Origin of the sequence: Bacillus tianshenii, from assembly GCA_020524525.2 — a bacterium.
Taxonomy (GTDB): domain Bacteria; phylum Bacillota; class Bacilli; order Bacillales; family Bacillaceae_N; genus Bacillus_AV.
The window spans coordinates 2,118,693-2,138,664 of sequence record CP129018.1; the positions used below are offsets into that span (position 1 = coordinate 2,118,693).

The 19,972-nt window shown below is 40.6% G+C and carries 22 protein-coding genes; 9 read left to right on the forward strand and 13 right to left on the reverse strand.

What is annotated here, in order from left to right; translation table 11 throughout:
* Window positions 1-46 precede the first annotated feature (46 nt).
* The 4 genes from LC040_10720 to LC040_10735 all read right to left on the reverse strand — a co-directional run bounded on the left by LC040_10720 (window position 47) and on the right by LC040_10735 (window position 4,044).
* Window positions 47-1,237 (reverse strand): M14 family metallopeptidase, encoded by a 1,191-nt coding sequence (locus tag LC040_10720; GenBank protein ID WLR49781.1) that lies wholly within the window; start codon window positions 1,235-1,237, stop codon window positions 47-49.
* Window positions 1,238-1,301: 64 nt separating this feature from the next.
* Complete coding sequence (locus LC040_10725) at window positions 1,302-2,261, reverse strand: ROK family glucokinase (protein WLR49782.1); 960 nt, start codon at window positions 2,259-2,261, stop codon at window positions 1,302-1,304.
* Window positions 2,258-2,479 (reverse strand): YqgQ family protein, encoded by a 222-nt coding sequence (locus LC040_10730; protein ID WLR49783.1) that lies wholly within the window; start codon window positions 2,477-2,479, stop codon window positions 2,258-2,260. The genes LC040_10725 and LC040_10730 overlap by 4 nt, the downstream gene beginning before the upstream one ends.
* Before the next feature lie 101 nt (window positions 2,480-2,580).
* Entirely contained in the window at window positions 2,581-4,044 is a 1,464-nt protein-coding gene (locus LC040_10735) for a spore germination protein (GenBank protein ID WLR49784.1), read from the reverse strand.
* Window positions 4,045-4,164: 120 nt separating this feature from the next.
* Here LC040_10735 and LC040_10740 point away from each other — a divergent pair, with 120 nt between their 5' ends.
* Entirely contained in the window at window positions 4,165-5,031 is an 867-nt protein-coding gene (locus tag LC040_10740) for a hypothetical protein (GenBank protein ID WLR49785.1), read from the forward strand.
* Here the strand turns inward: LC040_10740 and LC040_10745 are convergent.
* From LC040_10745 to LC040_10775, 7 genes are all read right to left on the reverse strand, one after another.
* Window positions 5,026-6,543, reverse strand: a complete 1,518-nt coding sequence (locus tag LC040_10745) for a rhomboid family intramembrane serine protease (protein ID WLR49786.1) — start codon at window positions 6,541-6,543, stop codon at window positions 5,026-5,028. The genes LC040_10740 and LC040_10745 overlap by 6 nt on opposite strands.
* Before the next feature lie 9 nt (window positions 6,544-6,552).
* A complete protein-coding gene (locus LC040_10750; GenBank protein WLR49787.1) occupies window positions 6,553-7,287 on the reverse strand; it encodes an HAD family hydrolase in 735 nt (244 codons plus the stop codon).
* A 90-nt stretch (window positions 7,288-7,377) separates the two neighbouring features.
* A complete protein-coding gene (locus tag LC040_10755; GenBank protein WLR49788.1) occupies window positions 7,378-7,569 on the reverse strand; it encodes a hypothetical protein in 192 nt (63 codons plus the stop codon).
* A gap of 97 nt (window positions 7,570-7,666) precedes the next feature.
* Entirely contained in the window at window positions 7,667-9,043 is a 1,377-nt protein-coding gene (gene nhaC, locus LC040_10760) for a Na+/H+ antiporter NhaC (GenBank protein WLR53263.1), read from the reverse strand.
* Window positions 9,044-9,462: 419 nt separating this feature from the next.
* The gene (locus LC040_10765; GenBank protein WLR49789.1) at window positions 9,463-10,410 is read right to left on the reverse strand and encodes an L-lactate dehydrogenase; all 948 of its coding nucleotides are present in this window, start codon (window positions 10,408-10,410) and stop codon (window positions 9,463-9,465) included.
* Between the two features lie 188 nt (window positions 10,411-10,598).
* Complete coding sequence (locus LC040_10770) at window positions 10,599-11,390, reverse strand: DUF92 domain-containing protein (GenBank protein WLR49790.1); 792 nt, start codon at window positions 11,388-11,390, stop codon at window positions 10,599-10,601.
* Complete coding sequence (locus tag LC040_10775) at window positions 11,387-11,953, reverse strand: 5-formyltetrahydrofolate cyclo-ligase (GenBank protein ID WLR49791.1); 567 nt, start codon at window positions 11,951-11,953, stop codon at window positions 11,387-11,389. Before LC040_10775 ends, LC040_10770 begins: the two co-directional genes overlap by 4 nt.
* Window positions 11,954-12,194: 241 nt before the next feature.
* Between LC040_10775 and LC040_10780 the strand changes: the two genes are divergently transcribed.
* The 3 genes from LC040_10780 (at window position 12,195) to LC040_10790 (ending at window position 15,458) form a co-directional block, all read left to right on the forward strand.
* A complete protein-coding gene (locus LC040_10780) occupies window positions 12,195-12,701 on the forward strand; it encodes a DUF4871 domain-containing protein (protein ID WLR53264.1) in 507 nt (168 codons plus the stop codon).
* 128 nt (window positions 12,702-12,829) lie between these two features.
* The gene (locus LC040_10785) at window positions 12,830-13,327 is read left to right on the forward strand and encodes a LysM peptidoglycan-binding domain-containing protein (protein ID WLR49792.1); all 498 of its coding nucleotides are present in this window, start codon (window positions 12,830-12,832) and stop codon (window positions 13,325-13,327) included.
* Window positions 13,328-13,478: 151 nt separating this feature from the next.
* Window positions 13,479-15,458: a methyl-accepting chemotaxis protein gene (locus LC040_10790; GenBank protein WLR49793.1), complete on the forward strand. Its 1,980-nt coding sequence runs from the start codon at window positions 13,479-13,481 to the stop codon at window positions 15,456-15,458.
* Between the two features lie 53 nt (window positions 15,459-15,511).
* On the opposite strand, the gene LC040_10795 is transcribed toward LC040_10790, so the two are convergent.
* Window positions 15,512-15,883, reverse strand: a complete 372-nt coding sequence (locus tag LC040_10795; protein WLR49794.1) for a DUF202 domain-containing protein — start codon at window positions 15,881-15,883, stop codon at window positions 15,512-15,514.
* A 221-nt stretch (window positions 15,884-16,104) separates the two neighbouring features.
* Between LC040_10795 and LC040_10800 the strand changes: the two genes are divergently transcribed.
* Entirely contained in the window at window positions 16,105-16,710 is a 606-nt protein-coding gene (locus LC040_10800; GenBank protein WLR49795.1) for a DedA family protein, read from the forward strand.
* Window positions 16,711-16,805: 95 nt separating this feature from the next.
* Window positions 16,806-17,597 carry an SDR family oxidoreductase gene (locus LC040_10805; GenBank protein WLR49796.1) on the forward strand — a complete coding sequence of 264 codons (792 nt, stop codon included), beginning with the start codon at window positions 16,806-16,808 and terminating at the stop codon, window positions 17,595-17,597.
* 42 nt (window positions 17,598-17,639) lie between these two features.
* Here the strand turns inward: LC040_10805 and LC040_10810 are convergent, their stop codons facing one another.
* Window positions 17,640-18,065 carry a hypothetical protein gene (locus tag LC040_10810; protein ID WLR49797.1) on the reverse strand — a complete coding sequence of 142 codons (426 nt, stop codon included), beginning with the start codon at window positions 18,063-18,065 and terminating at the stop codon, window positions 17,640-17,642.
* A 184-nt stretch (window positions 18,066-18,249) separates the two neighbouring features.
* Between LC040_10810 and LC040_10815 the strand changes: the two genes are divergently transcribed.
* The 3 genes from LC040_10815 (at window position 18,250) to LC040_10825 (ending at window position 19,894) form a co-directional block, all read left to right on the forward strand.
* Window positions 18,250-18,429 carry a CsbD family protein gene (locus tag LC040_10815; protein ID WLR49798.1) on the forward strand — a complete coding sequence of 60 codons (180 nt, stop codon included), beginning with the start codon at window positions 18,250-18,252 and terminating at the stop codon, window positions 18,427-18,429.
* Between the two features lie 210 nt (window positions 18,430-18,639).
* Window positions 18,640-19,194, forward strand: a complete 555-nt coding sequence (locus LC040_10820; protein ID WLR49799.1) for an RNA polymerase sigma factor — start codon at window positions 18,640-18,642, stop codon at window positions 19,192-19,194.
* Window positions 19,187-19,894 (forward strand): anti-sigma factor, encoded by a 708-nt coding sequence (locus LC040_10825; GenBank protein ID WLR49800.1) that lies wholly within the window; start codon window positions 19,187-19,189, stop codon window positions 19,892-19,894. Before LC040_10820 ends, LC040_10825 begins: the two co-directional genes overlap by 8 nt.
* The last annotated feature ends 78 nt before the right edge of the window (window positions 19,895-19,972 follow it).

The window sequence follows — 19,972 nt, forward strand, 5'->3', positions numbered from 1 at the left end:
TTTTTTCGCCTCTCTATGAGAAAGTTTGTGTTTCGTCTCCACTCTTCTACATATATAAACTTGCTAAAAAAATTCCAAGTGATTCCTGATAAATTTCATCGAATTGTGAAAGCGGCAGTGGATTGACTCCTTTACCTAGCTCGACGGTATAGCCTGGTCTCCCCCATTCATAGATGAACCAGTCTTTGTAGCCGGCATAGCTTTCTACAGTCATAATTGGTTCGTAACCACTAACTCGTTCAAATTCCTCGACGATTGTTTCAGCATAAGGAGGTTCGCGGTTTTCAAATCCCCAGTAAATCACCTCGCCTTGTGTATGAAAAGCAAGCACCCAAGTAAAGTCCCTTTTTCTTGTTAAATTTGCCATCGCAAGCGATTCAGCTTCGGAAAGCGGGCGTTCACCAGGGTAATCACGCGGTGCAGGCTGCTTTGGTTTACGTTCTTTTTCGATTTCCCACATTACAGGGAATTGGTTATTTAGGTCGACGCCGCGAATGTTTGCCTTCCAATCTGAAAAATCAAGACTTCCATTGTTAATCGTTACGACATTCGTTTTATATGGCTCTTTTTCAGGAGGGCCATTTAAAACGAGATCGACACCATCTGGGTTGACCATCGGTACAACAGACAGTGTCACCTGAGAATAAAAAGGAGCCATCTGCAAGCCTCGAATAGACGATTGGTTTGTTAATGCTAACAAATAGTCATTCAAAAATGTCATAATAACAGGAGTCGTAATCCACTCGTTTGCGTGAAAAGAGCCGTTCCAATGCACCCGCTTTGCACCTGTACCAATTCGCAGCTCTTGAATTGTATTGCCGAGCACCGTTTCCCCGATTGATGTCTTTTTGATAAACGGATAGATCTCAAGTAACTGATTTAATTCATTCATATATGTCGACACGTCATACGGACGATTTCCATTTACAACTGGACGCGTTACACGTTGTGGCACGTTTATGAGCGTTCCAACCGGAATATTCTGTGGATTTAACCCTTGATTGATCAACAATAACGCGTCTGTATTTAGCCCTCTTTCTCTTGCAACCTTGTAGAAGCTGTCCCCGCGCTTGAAGCGATAATTATTAATCACATACCCTGGAATACTTACATATTGACCAATAAACAAACGGTCTGGCTGGACGTTAGAATTTGAATCTATTACCAGCGTTAGCGGTATTTGAAACAACTGGCTGTAATACCAGAAGGAATCTCCTTGCCTCACACGAACTTTCATCTCACCCCTCCTCACAACGACAGACTATTATATATCTATGCTACTGTGAGGGAAAAGATGGCTGTTACTCTGATAAAATCTTTGTTTTGACAAGCCATGCTGCACCAATAACGCCCGCATCATTACCAAGTGTAGCAATTTCTAAGTCCGCCCCTTCACTTACACGTGGTAAGGCATACTTTTCAAACGCTTTCCGCAGGTGCTTTAATAGATTGTTGCCTGCTTTGGAAACGCCACCTCCGAGTACAATTTTTTCTGGATTAATCGCATTTGAGAGATTTGCAAGCGCTAATCCGAGGTCATGCGTCACTCGCTCAATGACCTGTATAGCTGCTGTATCTCCTTTTTCAGCTACTTCAAATACATCCTTTGCTGTTAATGTTTCAACATCTCTCAAGATACTCTTACTGTTTTGTACAGCTGCTTGACGAGCAAGCCGGACGATTCCAGTTGCAGAAGCAACAGTTTCTAAACAGCCTGTCTTTCCGCAGTTACAAGGTGCTCCATTCTCCGTTTCAACTGTAATATGACCAATTTCACCAGCCATCCCATTAATACCGTGGACAATCTCACCATTAATGATGATGCCTCCTCCGACACCTGTGCCAAGCGTCACGCAAAGAAGCTGGTCTGAACCATCACCTGCACCTTTCCACATTTCACCAATCGCTGCTACATTCGCATCATTGTCAATAACAGCCGGCAAACCAGTTGCTGCTTCTAACTCTTCTTTCAGCGCATATTCTCTCCAGCCAATATTAACTGCATGATAGACATAGCCTGTTGCCATTTCAATAAAAGCCGGAGCGCCCATACCGATCCCTTGCAAATACTCTTGATGTCCCCCGCAAACACTAAGCTGTTCTTTTATAGATGAGGCAATATCAGATGTGATGTTACGGCCGCCATCCGAGGTATTAGTCGGAATATGCCATTTATGTACGAGCTCCCCATCTAGTGTGATGAATGCTAATTTTATTGATGTACCGCCTAAGTCGATACCAACAAGCCACTTCTCACTCATTTCGCTTCATCCTTTGCCAGTTGTTTATCTCGTTCTTTTGCAATCTCTTGCCTTAATAGCAGCATCGCCATCTGATAATCTTTCGTATCCATTAATTGTGACTGAAACAGTTCACGCATCTCCTGTTCCATTAATTCTAAATCAGCTAAGCGATCGCCAACATATATAAACGTTCCAAAACGCTTCAAAAATTGCTGAATATCATAAATGGTTCTCACCGTAACCCCAACCTTTTTCATTCATTTTCGTGAAAATATTATATCACACTCAACCTGTTCTTACAGAAACAAAAAAGCCCCTTCAATGAGGAGCTTTCCGTTTAACGATCTGGGTCTTTTGGATCTAAAAAGCGCGGACGGCGATTCTTAAGCGGCATTGGAGCGCGAACAAGTACATCACGCATCGCCCTATATGAAAAAGGAATAAACGGCCATAGGTATGGCGTATGAAGCGAACGCATTCTTGTTAGCATGACAATCCAAAACGTAATGCCGCCGACAAAGCCGATTACACCAAACAGTCCGGTTATAATTAATAGCATCAGCCTCATTAAACGATTAGCTAAGCTCATCTCATAGCTAGGTGTGGCAAATGTGCCGATTGCGGCGATTGCTAAATAAAGCACAACTTCATTTGAAAATAACCCAACTTCTACGGCAACTTGACCAATCATTAATGCTGCCACAAGCCCGAGTGCTGTCGCTAATGAAGACGGCGTATGAATAGCAGCCATTCTTAGCATATCTATCCCTACTTCAATAATAAAGAACTGTGCCAACAAGGGCACTTCTCCCATTTCGGTCGGTCCGATATATTTAAAGCTCTTCGGAAGTAGTTGAGGCTCAACTGCAAATAAATACCATAACGGCAAGACAAACAGCGAAATCATTACCGCAAAGATTCGCACTAACCGCAAATAAGCTCCAACAAATGGTTTTTGCCGATACTCTTCGGCGTGCTGTAGATGGTGCCAAAATGTTGTTGGGGTAATTAACACGCTTGGTGAACCATCAACCATAATAATGACATGCCCTTCATAAAGATGTGAGGCTGCTGTGTCTGGACGTTCGGTATACCTGACAAGCGGATACGGGTTCCAGTGGTGGCCAAACAGAAATTCTTCCACTGTTTTTTCACCCATCGGCAAACCATCAGTATCGATCTTTTTCAAAGAATCTTTAATATGCTTCACAAGCTCTGGGTCGGCTACATCTTCTAAGTAACTAACACAAATATCTGTTTTCGAACGCCGTCCAATTTGCATATATTCCATTCGTAATGAACGGTCACGAATACGTCGTCTAGTTAGTGCTGTATTAAAGACGATCGTTTCTACAAAACCATCACGCGCTCCGCGAACTACCCGCTCCGTATCAGGCTCAGACGGTCCACGGACAGGATATGTACGCGCATCGATAAGAATAACATGCTCAAGCCCATCAACGACAAGTGCTGTCGGTCCTGCAAGCACACCATCGACGACCTTTTCCAAATCCTTCACTTTTTCAACTTCCACATAGGAGAGATGGGTTTTTAAGAGACTGTCCAATGGGTCTGGCTCTAATTCATGCGGCTGAAGCCGTGATAACAGCTTCATTAAATAATGAAGAATGTCATCTTTTGCAAAACCATCCACAAGGAACATAGCCATCTTTCGACCTGCATATTCTAAGTCAAGGTAAATGACATCAAAGCTTTTATCGACTCCAAGGCGTTCTTTTAAATAGTCAACATTTTCTTCTATCTTTTTATTCACAGGAACTTCCTTTGTATTTCGAGTCATAGGGCACCTCCTGACAATCCTAATTTCCATCATGTACCACTTAGAGAAATTTCATACTCATAAGCTGTTTATTGGCGACATAGAGTGAAATAACAGGATTGTCCAAAAGAGGTGGAAAGAGTGAAGAAGCGGCGTCTCCTTTTAGTGATTGCTGCAAGTTTAGCAGCAGCTTTCTTTATCTATTTTTATACATCAACTCCACAGGTTAAAGAAACGATTACTTTTTTTCCGCTCGATAAGACAGCATCATTTACTACAGCAGAAACAAAGCTTTCCTTATTGGATGAGAAGGATAATGATGAATATGTTGTGAAGTGGACGATTGATTCGGAATCCAATAAGAAGGCTTATCTTCGCCAAGACATTGGACTTGTTTATTCGGACGGCATTTTAATTGATACAATGGGGAAATGGGTTGAAGATACGACCACTCTACACCAAAAAAAGAAAATAAAAGGTGAAGACAGCAGTCATTTAAGTGCTATTTCTCTACACCATGCAGAAATTCATTATCCAGATGACGTTATAAAGAGCCAACAGGTCATGAGCAGTGACCAAATCTATGTCATTGATTCACCTCTACACCCGCTTGAGTCATTTAAGCAAGCAAAAACACCGGAAGAAAAGGAATGGAAAGCAACCTTAGACCGTGCAACAGAACAAGCATTAAAATACAGCTGGACACGTTTAATTGACTATTACAACATTCCCGTTAAAAAATATAAGCTCATTCCACTGACAAGCTTACCTGCATACAGTGAAAAGCCGTTACCAGGTAAAACAGAAGAAGAATCTGCACGGATTCTCGGCCAGCTCTGGGAAGGACTTTACAAAAACTACTATCTCGGTATCAAAAAAGAGGATGGCACCACCGTTAGTCCGCTCGGAAGCACCATCCCACTTATTTTATTTGGTGATACACATTTAATTGTCTTAATTGAAGATACAAACGGCAACCCAACGCAGCTGATTCAATACTTCTCATGAGGATTGCAGCTGGTTCATTAGCTCTTGATATTTCTGTTCATCTGGCGCAAGCTTAACTGCTTTTTGCGCCATTTCTTTTGCTTTGGCAAGGTCATTCTCTTCTGCGTACAACAACGCAAGATTATAATAAGCTTCATGGAAATTCGACTTTTTCTCGATAACTTGATGTAAATGCTGTTTAGCGTCATCATATTTGTTCAGCTTAATTTCTGCAAATGAACGTAGGAAGAGAATTTCTGCTGGAGTGTCCTCGTTTTCTTCCATGTAATGAACAAGCTCCTCATAGGCTTGCTCATAATCCCCCTCTTGCAGCATCTGTTGTGCAGTTTGTCCCGTCACAAGCGGATCAGTGGCACCAACTGGATTCGTCATCCCATACCAAACAAACCCCACTCCTAACGCCGAAAGCAGCACAACTGCCAGGCTCGAGCGACCAGCTTTGCGAACATTAGGCAGTGATACAACCGCAGATGCAAGAAAGCCTCCGACAAGGCCACCGATATGTGCACTGTTATCAATCATCGGCACTGTAAAACCAAATACTAAGTTAATCCCTAGGACGAAGATGACGTTCATTCCCATTGTCCGGAAAAACAAGTTAGGATGGACGACACCAAAATATAACAGGGCACCAAAACAACCGAAAATTGCTCCAGAGGCCCCCGCTGATAATTCAGCTTGAAGCGCAAAACTAACTACCCCGCCAGCAACTGCTGCAATAAAATAGATAAATAAAAACCGAACACTGCCATAAATTCTCTCAACAGCTGTCCCGAGATAAAATAACGCAAGCGTATTCATAAATAAATGAAAAAAGCCGATATGCAAGAACATTGGCGTAATAAGACGCCACCATTCTCCCTCAAGAATTTTCGGATTATATTTTGCTCCGTACTGAATTAATGTTGCAGGGTTCGTGCTTCCTCCAGAAAACTCCAAGAGTCCAAACATAAGCAAGTTAATCGCAATAAGCAGATACGTTATAATTGGTTTACCATGTGTAAACATCTGCCGTGCTTGCCGGTGCTGACTTTCTTGCTTACGTACTAATGAATCACGAATCATTAATACCGTGTTCTCATCCCCCATATACCAAGAACTCATATTGTCTGGCTGGGTAAGTTCTAATTTTTGAAAAATATAAGCAATGCGTTCTTCACGATTTTCATGTTCGATAAGAATATTTGTTAAATTAGATTCATTAAAGACATGCTCATAGCTATCAACAGGTGGATAAGAGCTCACATAGACATTCAGCAGTTTTACTTTTCTGCCAATTTGACTTCCTTTCACCCGCTTCATTTGTTGACTTGCCAGTTCAACGTCACGGCTTAACCAATTCGCCCAATCTAAGTCAATGCGCCGTAAGCGGACGATTGCCCCATTAATATTACGCGGAGATTCAAGCCACACTTCTCCAGCTTGATCGATCTGTAAAATATGAAAATTATGCTTGGCAACAAGCTCATAAACAAGATTCCAATAGAGAAGATTCTGTTCCATCACAAGCATTTATATCGTTCACCACTTTCGGTGTAGGATCACATTCATGGCTTCTTTTATTGTCTCACAAACAGCAAGCGGAAGCGAAGAAGAAGGCTTCATTTCTTTTCTCGTATTCACATAAAGTGCCTCCCAACCAGCATTCAATGCCCCTAACACATCTAAATCCCATGAATCTCCTACATATAGCTTCCGATCCTGCTGCGCTTTAAGCTCCCGCTCCGCATACTGAAAGATTGATGGCTCAGGCTTTGCCGCTGCTACTTCATCTGATATAAAAATGTCACTCTCTGAAAACCATCGCTGTAGACCGAGGCGCGAGATTTTTTCCCGCTGTGTTTCTTTTTTTCCATTGCTAATAATGCCTAACTTGATTTCATTCTCTCTTAACTCTGAGAGAAGCAGATCAACACCAGGATAAAGCGTTACGTAATGAACAACAAGTTCGTAAAAATGGGCTTGAAAACGATCGGCACTCTCTATTGAAATATGAACATCAAACTTTTTTAAGGAATCAATTAAACGTCGACGTTGATATTCCTTCTTCGAAAACGTTTCATCTTCCACCTTATGCCAATAACCATCACACAATGACTTATAAACCGGAAACCACTCAGAAGGTGACGGTAGCTTTTCACATTGCCATTCTTTTTCCGCAAACTCATTGAAGCAGGCGATCATCCCATCTTCAAAGGCTTGCTCGTAATCACATAACGTATTATCTAAATCAAAACAGATACATTTCCAATCCATCTCCCCGACTCCCTTTGCTTCATTTTCTAGTAGTATAACAAAGGAAAAAGACGTGTTGATAGTCAACAACGTCTCTTATGTGACAAATTGTTAATATTTAAAAGCTTGTTTAATAAACATCCCTCGCATAAACGGCATTCTCATAAAGGACGATACGGCGAAGCGACGAAGTGGCGGAAAGCGTAAAATAACATTTAAAAGAACGTAGCGGACTTGAAAAAGAAACAGCACCATTAAGATCATACCTATTAATTGAAATAAGGAATTGTTATTGTTTCTCATGTCGATTCCCTCCTTACTCTTACTGTGAGTTTTTTAGTGGGATTTTATCCAATTTGATATGTAGAATATTTTTCCTAACGAAAAAGCCGAACAGTCATCACTGTTCGGCTTTCTTCGCAATTCCTATATTCAAATAACCCAACAAAATTGCAAAAATGGGTGAAAAATATAGGAAAAAAGCATATGGAAGGTAATCAACAACAGGAACCTCTAGTGTTGTTGCAAAGAATGCACCACTAACCCCCCAAGGAATAAGTGGGTTAATTAACGTGCCTGCATCTTCTAATGTCCGTGAAAGATTTTTTTGATGCAGTGAGAACTTTTCATATAATGGTGGAAAGGTTTGACCTGGAAGCAAAATTGATAAGTATTGCTCCCCTGTCAGCAAATTCACGCCCATGGACGAAACAACTGTTGCTGTTATCACGCCACCTTGACGCTTAATAATAGATGTTAATCCTTCAATTAATACTCCAAGCATGCCAAGCTGTTGGATTAAGCCGCCAAGTGCAAGCGCAATAAATACGAGTGAAATTGACCACATCATTGACTGTAAGCCACCACGATTGACAATTCCATCTACAATCTCGTTGCCGCTTTCAAGCTTAAACCCATCCTGTAATACATTTACCCAGCCTGCAATTGTAACTCCACTTTGGGTTAAATGAGCAATCAGAACGCCTGAGCCAATTCCAACGATTAGAGTAGGAATCGTTGGAAACCGTCTAAATGCCAGCACCATAACGAGAAGGGGTGATAAAAGCGTTACCCATGTTATGTTAAATTCCTGGCTTAACACAGCTTGTGCTTGTGCAATTTTCTCCCATTCAACGGTACTTCCTCCGCCTTCACGCAGAACTAAAAATAAAATAATCGTAACGATAAAGCTCGGTACAGTCGTCCAGACTAAATGGCGAATGTGGGTGAACAAATCAACACCGACAACCCCTGGCGCGAAATTCGTCGTATCAGACAGGGGCGACATTTTATCCCCGAAACAAGACCCAGAAATAATCGCTCCTGCTGCAAGAGCTGGGTGGATACCAAGTCCTGAAGCAAGGCCCATTAGCGCTACGCCAACCGTACCAATTGTCGTAAATGAGCTTCCAGTGAAAGTCGACACAAGCACCGTCACAAACAAAGCACTTAATGTAAACCACTCTGGACTTACCCACGTAAAACCAATATGTAAAAGAGTTGGTACTGTTCCGCTTTGCATCCAAATCGCAATGACCATTCCAATCAAACCGAGAATGAGAATTGGCTTAATCCCAGCGGACACCCCAGATGTAAACCCTTTCTCAATTTCATTCCAAGAAAAACCTTTCAGCTTAGCGGCAACCGCCAAAAACACCAGTGTAATCAACAGTGGAATATGCGGTTGTGTCTTCAAATAAAAAATTCCAAAAAAGATAATTAACAATAAACAAAGAAATAAAAAGATGGTTGTTTTAAGTGAAAATTTATTCCTCATCATTATCCCCCGAGTCTTTCCTGCTTCGACGCTTTTTCCCTTTTACGCTTTCATGCAGTTAAGTATTTCACGATAACAATATTATAAGGTACTTAAAAAAAAGTCAATTTTATTAATTTTTCAGAATAATAAGAAAAGCGAAGGTGGCTTGAACAGGGGCGACAAGCATAAGGCTGAATGCGGAGGGGACGGCTCTTTGTCCCCATAGCAGTCTGACTTATGACCTCGAGCCCCTAGCCACCGCAGCTAGATCAAAGGAACGCTGGCTAAGAAACGTCACATCCTGTGACAACGCCTGCACTAGCACGTCCTGTGCGTCGAAAGCGAAGGTGGCTTGATCAGGGGCGACAAGCATAACGAATTCAAAACGAAACAAACTAAAAGAGCTGCCTCCACTGAGACAACTCTTTACATCTATCCTATTTAAAAATTGGATCCATCGTTTGCTTTAGAACATTTGCTGAATATTCGAATTGCTCATTTTCTTTATCTGTTAATTTTAATTGAATGACTTCACGGATCCCTTCACGGTTGACGACTGCTGGTACACCGATATAAAGGTCCTTTTGCCCGTACTCACCGTCAAGGTAAGCAGATACGGTTAATACAGAATTTTCATTATTTAGCACCGCTTTCGTTAAGCGAACCATACCCATCGCGATTCCATAGTACGTCGCGCCTTTTCGGTTGATAATATGATAAGCTGCGTCACGAACATTTATGAACAATTTATCTAATTCAGCCTTTTCATAACGTTCATTCGTTTCCAATAATTCATCAATTGAACGACCGCCAAGGCGTGTTAAGCTCCACACTGGAAGTTCTGTATCGCCATGTTCACCGATTACATAGCCATGTACATTGCGGGTATCAATATTAAAATATTCACCCAACAAGAAACGGAAACGAGCAGTGTCCAATATCGTACCTGAGCCAATTACACGTTCTTTCGGAAGACCAGAGAACTTCCATGTTGCGTATGTCATAATATCAACAGGGTTTGTTGCTACGAGGAAAATACCGTCAAATCCACTGCCCATTACAGCTGTCACAATTTTTTTGAAAATCGCTGTATTTTTTTCCACTAAATCAAGACGGGTTTCACCTGGTTTTTGGTTTGCACCTGCTGTAATGACGACAAGATCAGCATCTTTACAATCTTCATAACCACCGTGCCAGATTTTCATAGATGATGGGGCGAATGAAAGTCCATGGTTTAAATCCATCATATCGCCTTCAGCTTTGTCCTCATTTGCATCAATAATTACAAGCTCTTCCACAATGCCTTGATTCAATAATGAGAATGCATAACTTGATCCTACAAATCCTGCTCCAATTAATGCTACTCGGTTTACACGGTTGCTCATTTTCATCACCCTTTTGGAAAACTCTTCTTTGTTTGACACCTTTATTGTACATTATTTCACAAACTTTAAAAGCGATGTAAGCGTTTCGTTCTTTTCGAAATTGTGACAACTTAACTAAAGCTATAAAACAGGTTTATTTATCCATATTTTATAAGGGTTTTACATAAGAACACATTACTTATTTTTCATTAAAACAGACCAAAACCATTTAAAATAAAGATGAGAAGTGCAACTATGAAGCTCGAAAAAAAGTTAACCATTTCATTATTCATGAAACGAAAGCCGCCTTTTCGACTGGTAGGCTCTGCACAATGAACCTTCTTCTCTGTCTCTGCTCCACAAACTTCACACACATAATAAACTTGGATTGAGGCACCAAGTATTGTATCTACCACACTTCCCGAAAAGCCGAGTAAACAAACGATAAAAATTATTGTTAGGCTTAATGATGGGTACAAAAATGCAGCCGTTATAGCGATAAAAAACGCTCCAGCAAAAGAAGCCGCAAAACCAAGAAGTGACACAGCCCCTGATGTTCCTGATTCAACCTTCTTCATTCGCAATAAATGAAAAGGCTTGCGTTTACTAAGCACACCAATTTCAGAAGCCCATGTATCGGCATTCGCCGCTGCTAATGCTGTTGTAAATGCTACAAAAAAAATTTCTCCCTCAAAATAGGCTCCTAGTACTGCTGCCAACGCTGCTGCTCCTCCATTTGCAAACACTTGGGTCCAATCGCGACGTTCTGATTTCGCATTTTTATCTTGTGACTTCTTTTTTAGTTCGCGTTTATAAACACTCCAAAAGCTCGAAGAACCGAAAAATGCACCTAATAAGAACAACCCTGTATAAGAATAACTCATGTAAATAGAACCACCGATTATACTTGCAGCAATTGCACCTGAGCCCGTCAACAAGCGGAGCCGCCAGCCTAGAATCGAAACGATGAAGATAAACGCGTAGCCAATGAGAGTGGTCATCTGCACATCCAAACCTTTTTATTTGTAATAAGTGTCTCTACTGCAAGATCATATTGTTCTGTCGGTATGTAGGTTAACACTTGAATTTCAAAGGCAAGTGCTGCTGTTCGATTCTGATATCCTTCTAAGAAACGATCATAATATCCCCCACCAAAGCCAAGTCGATATCCCCTTTCGTCAAAACATAGCCCCGGAACAACAAGTAAATCAATATCATTTTTATCAACCCGTTCTGTTTCATGCGAAATTGGCTCATAAAGACCTGCATATGCCTCTTCTAATTGAGAGGAGCTCGTAAACAGATGAAAATTCATTTTTCTCTCTGACGGTATACACTTCGGAACAGCAACACCTTTTCCTGCTTTCCACGCATGCTCAATAATCGACCATGTATTAACTTCACTAGGCATCGGCACAGTGATTCCGATTGTATTCGCATCCTTATAAAACGGGTGATCGACTAATTTTTCAGTAATACACTGCGACCACACTTTATGTGTTTCAACTGTTATTTGATTTAATCGTTGCTTCATTCGTCGACGGAATTGCTTTTTCTCATCCATTGGGAACGTCCTTTCAACCTGATTTCTTTCATTATAACTGATCCAGGTTCGCTTGAATCGGAAAAACAAGTGAGTCTTTCGTTTCAGCTAATTCTAATCCACTTCTAAAAAATGAATAAATTGTCAGTATCATATGCAAATGGATGCCTGTTAGAATTGGGACAAATCTTGATAGACACAAATACTTCTGTCGTTCTTGATTGATGAAACTAAATTTTTTTGAGGGGTGACAAACGTGAGAATGATGATGACAATATTGTTGCTTAGTTCAATGATATTGTCCGGGTGCGCAGCGCAAGCCACACAGCCAAACGATTGGAACGAAACAGAAAGCTTTACGGCAGAAGGAAAACAATCGTACGAATTAAAAGGACATGAAGGTGAAATCGCGTTTCTAGACAGTGGAGAATTTGTTGCAAATGAACCAAAGCAAACAAAATGGTTCTTCTGGAACAATGAAGACGTAAAAGTAAAGAAACAAAACTTTAAGCTTGTCGGTATTCAAAAGCTCGACGGTAAAAAAGAAAAATTGCTTGTCCATAAAAATAATGCAAAGGTATGGGCAACTGAAATTCAAGAAGCATCAAAATCAAGAAACATTGGAACGACCATTCAATCTATTATAAGCGCAGATGCTTCGCAACCCGTCTTAATGTCCTTCCCATCCCCCGGGCTGTGGAAATTAAAAGCTTATGTGAATGATAAGCTTTACGGAACGATTATTGTCGATGTCAAACAACGTAAATAAATAAATGAATTCCGAGACCCGCATACCCTTTCTAAAATAAAGGATGCGGGTTTCTTTTATAAAGGCACAACTCAAGCTCTACTTGTATATTCTAGGTATGAAGTTTAAATGCGAGAGGAGTTTCATCAATGCCTAAAGCAAGTGGAACATTTTTCATTTATACCGTTCAATCAGGGGATACACTTTATTCAATTGCAAAAAGACTCGGAAGTAGTGTCAAACAAATCGAACAACAAAATTCACTCTATCCCCCGTTCACTGATCCGAGCTTAATTTTTCCCGGCCAAGTTCTGGTCGTTTCTAATCAACAGCAATCAACTGATCAAGTATTTTACATTGTGAACGCAGGTGATCATTTATATTCGATTTCAACTCGCTTTTCTTCTACTGTAGAACAAATGTTACAGCTTAACCCCGAAATTTCCGATCCAAATGTCATTTATATTAACCAAATGCTTCGGGTACCTGCTCAAGTGCACATCGTGTCTGCAGGCGATTCATTATATGACATTGCAAGAAAATATAACGTCGCATTAGAAGCGCTCATTAAGGCAAACAACGCCCGTGCAAGCTTCTCACCCGATGTCATCTACCCCGGTTACGCTGTTATTATCCCACGCGCCTAAAAGAGACCCACTTCCTGAGTTGAACTTCAGGAAGTCTTTTTTACAAAATTTTAACATATTATCCATAGAAAAATAATGATGATTGTACTAGTATAAAAGTTTGATGGACATTAGAGGATGGGGTTCTTCTAATTTACATATACGGGGGTATATGATGTCTTTCAAATTCAAGCTAGTCATTTTGTTCATACTAATCGCAATGGTGCCATTAGTAGTTAGTTCAACCATTTTGTCTCAACGTTCAAATCATGGTTTTGAACAGATGATTGAAGAAAATACAGAACAATCAATCTCTGTCGCCAACTATTATTTTGAACAGAAAGCAAACGAAGCACTAGACTTAGCACAACGTTATGCTGCAAATGAAGCGTTTCTTTCAGCCTTCAAACGTGGGGAACGTGCTTCACTTGATGCTCAAATTGCACCGATTTACGAGATTCTAAATGAGAATCAAGGTGTAACAGTATTTGAATTTGGTGACAAAAACGGAACAGTCTTCACACGTGGTCATCATCCTGGGAAATTTGGTGACGACAAAAGCAGCAACAGTTCAATCCAAACAGCTCTAAGCGGAGACACAGTAAAAGGCTTTGAGTTCGGAAGCAGCGGATTAGCTGTTCGAGCGTTTGTACCGCTTCAAGCTGATGGTGAAATCCTCGGTACATTTCAAATTGGCTTTAACTTTAATGACCAGCTCCTCAGAGATATCCAACAAGCCATTTCTGGAGATGTATCACTCTATGAAAGAGACATCTTAGTGAAAACCTCAAATGAATCAGAGAAGCAGCGACTGAATAAACAGCTTGCTAATCCAGCCATTTTCGAAAGCGTGGCTCAGGGAGACACGGTAAAAATCAACGAAGAAGAGCAGCATGCCTACCATATCTTCTATCCTTTGTACGACCCAGCAGGAGAAGTAGTAGAAGGAATGATTGAGCTGACATATGATACGTCACAAATCAATCAGCTACAAACAAACACAAAAATGACCGTGCTTACTATTTTACTTGTCACATTGTTAGTAGCGCTTATTATAGCGTTTACTTTTGCAAGGACGATATCAAAGCCGATTAACTTATTGCGAGATTTCTTCGTTAACATTGCCGAAAATGGTGACTTAACAAAACAAATCCAAATTGAACGCCGTGATGAAATCGGCCAATTAGTACGGGCAAGCAACACTTTTATTCAGCACGTCCATTCGATTGTCTCAAGCGTTTTAACCAATGCTAATAAAGTGGCAGAGGTGTCACTACAGTTTATGCACAGTGCTGAAACAACAGAAAAATCAACCGACCAAATTGCGACGATAATTAATGAAGTTGCTCATGGCACGACAAAGCAATCGTCTCATACTACTGAAATATTAGAAATGATGCAAAAGAATGTAACACAAGTCGAACGTGGTAAAGAAAAGGTATGCAACACGACGACAAATGCAAAAAGTTCAACCACTACAGCCTATGCAGGAGAAGAAGCTATCCAAGAAGCCATTAAACAATTAGCAACTGTAAAAGAAACCGTTTCTTCTGTCTCTTCTTCCATCCATTCATTAGGTAAGCGTTCAGAAGAAATCGGTAATATCATCACGGTTATTACATCATTAGCTGAACAAACAAACTTGCTGGCATTAAATGCAGCAATTGAAGCAGCCCGTGCTGGTGAACATGGAAAAGGCTTTGCAGTCGTTGCAGAAGAGGTTCGTAAATTAGCGGAACAATCCAATCAATCTGCACAACAAATTACCGGACTTGTTCATGCTATCCAAGCGGAAACAGCAGAAACTGTACACATAATGGAAGACAATCTAGAGGCGGTCGAATCACAAGCTAACCTTATCCATAAAGGCGAACATTCCCTTAAAGAAATTGTTCATCAAGTAGAGGAAACCGAGCGTGCCGCAAAAGAAATCGAAGAGGTCTTCACGCTTATTCAACAAAACTCAAACTATGTTTTTGAGGCAATTGAAGGAATTTCAAGCATCAGTCAACAGTCAGCTGCTTCCTCTCAAGAAGTAGCCGCTGCTGCAGAGGAACAAACAGCAACTGTACAAGAAGTCACTGCGTCTTCCCATCACCTAGCCGAAACTGCCGAACGATTGAAACAAGAAGTAAGCAAATTTAATGTTTAAAAGAAGCCAGCAAGAATAAATATCTTGCTGGCTTCAAATGCTTTCGAGCATATTCATAGGGTAAATGTAAATAAATACAACGCAAAAATTAAAATGATACAAACCGTCAAAATCGTCAGCAGCCAAACAAAATAGCTTGATGCTTTAAAGGTTTGGTCATTAATTTGTTTCGTTTTCCTAAAGTAGCTAAATGTGGCCACTAAAATCGTAATAATTCCAATGATAAAAGAGATCAAACCGATGGCATTTGCAACTAGATCTCCTACTCTTGTGAACGATGCTTCCATCGTGTAGTGAAGATTTGTAATTAAAAAGCCAATCCCAATCACCGCAATGGCCGTGCGAACCCATGCTAAATAAGTTCGTTCATTTGCTAAATGCTGCTGGATATACTTTGAGTCTACCGTTGTTTTTTTCTCACTCATTTTTTCACCTTCATTAAAAAAGTTCCTAGTACCTCCCCTAGTATAACCTATAAGGATAAAATGTTAACTATTTTGCTTGCCTTTACTGATAACCACTTATTATATTTTCCCCCATTCCATAACGAACAACCAATATAAATATCTTTTTTTCAATGATGAATGTTTCATTTTAGAAAGGGAAGGAGACTATTAGACGAATATTAAGAAGGAGAGTGCGTATAATGGAAGAATGGATGACGAAATTTATTGAACAATACGGTTATCTCGGAATCTTTCTATTGATTGCATTAGAGAATATCTTCCCTCCTATCCCTTCTGAAGTGATTCTTCCGTTTGGTGGGTTTATGACAACGAAAGCAGACCTACATTTCCTCGGAGTGCTCGCTTCATCAACGACTGGTTCTGTTGTCGGTGCAATTGCCCTTTATGGCATTGGCTTATTGCTAGATGTGGAACGGCTTGAAAAAATTATTGAGCGTTGGGGACATATTCTCCGGGTTCGTAAAAGTGATGTTTACAAAGCAGATAAGTGGTTTGATCGGTATGGAAAACGGACGGTTTTCTTTTGCAGAATGGTCCCGCTTGTCAGAAGTCTTATTTCAATTCCTGCGGGTATGTCAAACATGAATTTTAAAATGTTTTTAACATTCACTACAGCTGGGACTTTAATATGGAACGCCCTATTAGTCGGAGCAGGCGTTGCTCTTGGGGAATCATGGCGAGAAATTCTAACCTATACAGGAGCCTATTCAAAAATTGTCGCTGTCTTACTGGGGGTACTAATTATAATTGCAATTGTTTGGTATGTAAAACGCCATCGTTCGTAGTTTTCGCGTCCGACGAAGCAAAAGATTTGCCACATTCCTTCTGTCAATATTACGATGTGCATGATTACTTACATCATAAGAGAAGGATGTGTCGTATGGATTTACAATTACAAGGAAAGTTAGTCCTCGTTACTGGCTCAACTCAAGGAATTGGAAAAGAAATTGCCGCTACATTTGTACGTGAAGGCGCAAGAGTCGTAGTTAATGGACGTACAGCTGAAAAAGTAGAACAAGTCGTGAAAGAACTCTCTAAATGCGGAGAAGTTCACGGTGTCGCTGCTGATCTTGCAACAGCAGATGGAGCCGAGAAGCTTATTCGAAAAGTTGATGAGCTTGGTGAGCTCGACGTCCTTGTAAATAACACAGCCTTTTTCGAGGTGAAACAGCTTGAAGATGTGACAGAAGAAGAGTGGATGGATTATTTCCAAACTAATATTATGAGTGTGGTACGGCTCTCTCGTCACTTCTTACCAAAGATGCTAAAACGTGATACAGGCCGTATTCTAAATATTTCGAGCGAAGCAGGGGTCAAACCATTAGCACAAATGATTCCATACTCCACTACAAAAGGGGCCGTTAACTCCCTAACACGTGGATTAGCTGAGCGAACGAAAGGTACAAACGTAACAGTCAATGATGTACTTCCTGGACCAACATGGACAGAAGGCGTAGCAAACTTCATGAAAGGCGCTGCAGAAGATGCAGGCGAAGACCTCGAATCATTCACAAAAAACTATTTCAAAAACAATGAACCGACTTCGCTTATCCAGCGCTTCGGCACAGTAGAAGAAGTTGCAAGCACAGTTGTCTTCCTAGCTTCCCCGCACGCTTCAGCTATTAATGGAGCAAGTCAGCGGGTCGAAGGTGGGATTATCCGCTCCATCTAGCATACAAGCTGCACAGCAGGCAAACGTTCTGCTGTGCTATATTTATGCCTTAATATAACCTGGAATCTCTGCTTGTAAATAAAGCTCTTCTCCAGAACGTCCATCTGCTGGATACAGCGCTGTGCGAAGCTCCAGTCCTAACTCTAACAAATCTATCTCAAAGGAAAGAAGGATCGCTATTAACCTTTCTGTAACAACCTTAACCTCCTCAGCTGTTTGAATGCTTGATAAAACAACAACAAACATATTATCGCAACAGGACAACAACTGATCACTCTCTCGAATATTCTGTTTGACTGCTTCCCCTAAAGCTGACATGCCTCCGGAAATTCGCTGCTGTAATTGTGCAAGCTGATGACAAGTTATTATAATGAGCGCTCCCTCTCTCTGTTGATGAAACGCTTCGTTCAAGTTATTTATTAAATGATTTTTATTAAGAAAGTGCTCCTCATACTTTACCCCAATCAAGGTGTCTCCCATCCTTCCTCTGTTCAATAATTCTGTTAAGTTCATATTACTATATTTTTTCAAATAATTGATAGTAAAAATACTATATACGCTAAATGTAGGGGTAATTTTTTGAGTTTGTTTGATTGACACAATGAGCGGGTAAACCAAAACCAACACATCATAAGAAAGGAGCATTTCATTTATGGGCGATAATAAAGGACTAAGCGATAAAGTAAAAGGCAATGTTTCTAAGGCAAAAGGCGAGGTTAAAGACCAAGTCGGTAATGCAGCTGATAAACCGCACCTTCAGCAGGAAGGGAAACGTGATAAAGACAAAGGTAGATATCAAGAAAAACGCGGAGAACTAAAGGACAAATATTAATGCAATCAAGCCGCCTGTATACATAAAGGCGGCTTGTTTTAGCTTCTTTCATTGATTAAATTCCCCCCTCTTCCCCCTCTCCATTTCTTTTTCACTTTACTAAAACCCTTTGTTCTTTTAGATTGGAAATTGATCTTTTTTCTATTTCATATCGTATTTATACTAAATACTCTATAATAAGGGCAACCAAATTAAAAGGAGCTAATGCTGTTGAAAGAGGATAACATACTCGTACAAAAAGTTGCTCAGGGCGACCAACATGCGCTCGAAACCTTATATGACAGGTATGAATCCCTGCTTTACTCATTTTTGATGAAAATGACTGGGCGGGCGGACCTTGCTGAAGAAGTGATTCAAGAGGTCTTCTTCAAGCTGTGGCGAAAGAAAGTCCACTTTAACCCAGCGAAAGGGAAATTTTCGAGCTGGCTCTTGTCAGTTACCCGTAATCAATGCATTGATCTGATGCGAAAACGTAAAATCACCTATGAATATACAGAAGAACAAGATGCACTACAGGTTGATTCAGCAAACATAGAAAAAACAGTTGTTTGGAAAGAAAAACAACAATTCGTTCAGCACTGTATTGAAGCATTAAAAGCTGATCAACGCGAAACGGTTGAATCATTTTACTATCAAGGCTTTACACAAAAGGACATTGCTCAGCGTATTAACATTCCACCTGGGACGGTCAAAAGCCGACTTCGCTTAGCACTCAAACATCTGAAAGACTGTCTGACTAAGAAGGGGGTGTCCCTAAGTGACTGAAAAACAGCAATGCCACCAACTACTTGATTATTACAACCGTGCCTTAACCCTTAAAGAGCATGAAGAATTCGAAAAACATTTAGAAACATGTGCTGATTGTAAGCAAGCACTACAGGAGCTTGAGGAATTACATGACATTATGCCTTACGCAAGCCCTTCTCTTACCCCACCGAAGCAAATGAAGGAGAGAATTTTCTCAAATATCCTTGGTGACGAACTACAAGAAAAGAAACGAAAAAGGGTTATTTTCAAAGGATTAAACCCATTACTAGTAGCATGCTTGCTTCTATCATTGCTTGGAAACTTGTGGGCTTATGTAAGTCTTACAAGTGAAGAAGCACCAGAAGAAGCAGTCCAAGTTATCAATACAAACAAACGAGTAGCGCTTAACCCGATGGATAACCAAGGTCAAGGTGCTGCAGCTCTTATCGAAAACGGCCAACAGCGCCAGCTTGTGGTAGAAGTGTCAGGCATGCCGCAAACAAAAGGCGATGAAACATTGCAGGTCTGGCTATTAAAAGACGGAAAGCCATACCGTTCAGGAACCTTTGTGCCAAATAATGCTGGTGAAGGTGCTGTCGTCTTCACGCTGGATAAAACGATGGCAGAGCAAGAATGGGACACAGTGGCCATTACCCATGAGCCGACACCAACAAGTGAAACACCACAAGGCCAAATGCTTATGGCAAGTGATTTTTAAGACGAACAATGTCGTTCGTCTTTTTTTTTGAAAAAAATTTATTTTTGTGTGATCCAAATGAAATCTCCTTTCGTAGGC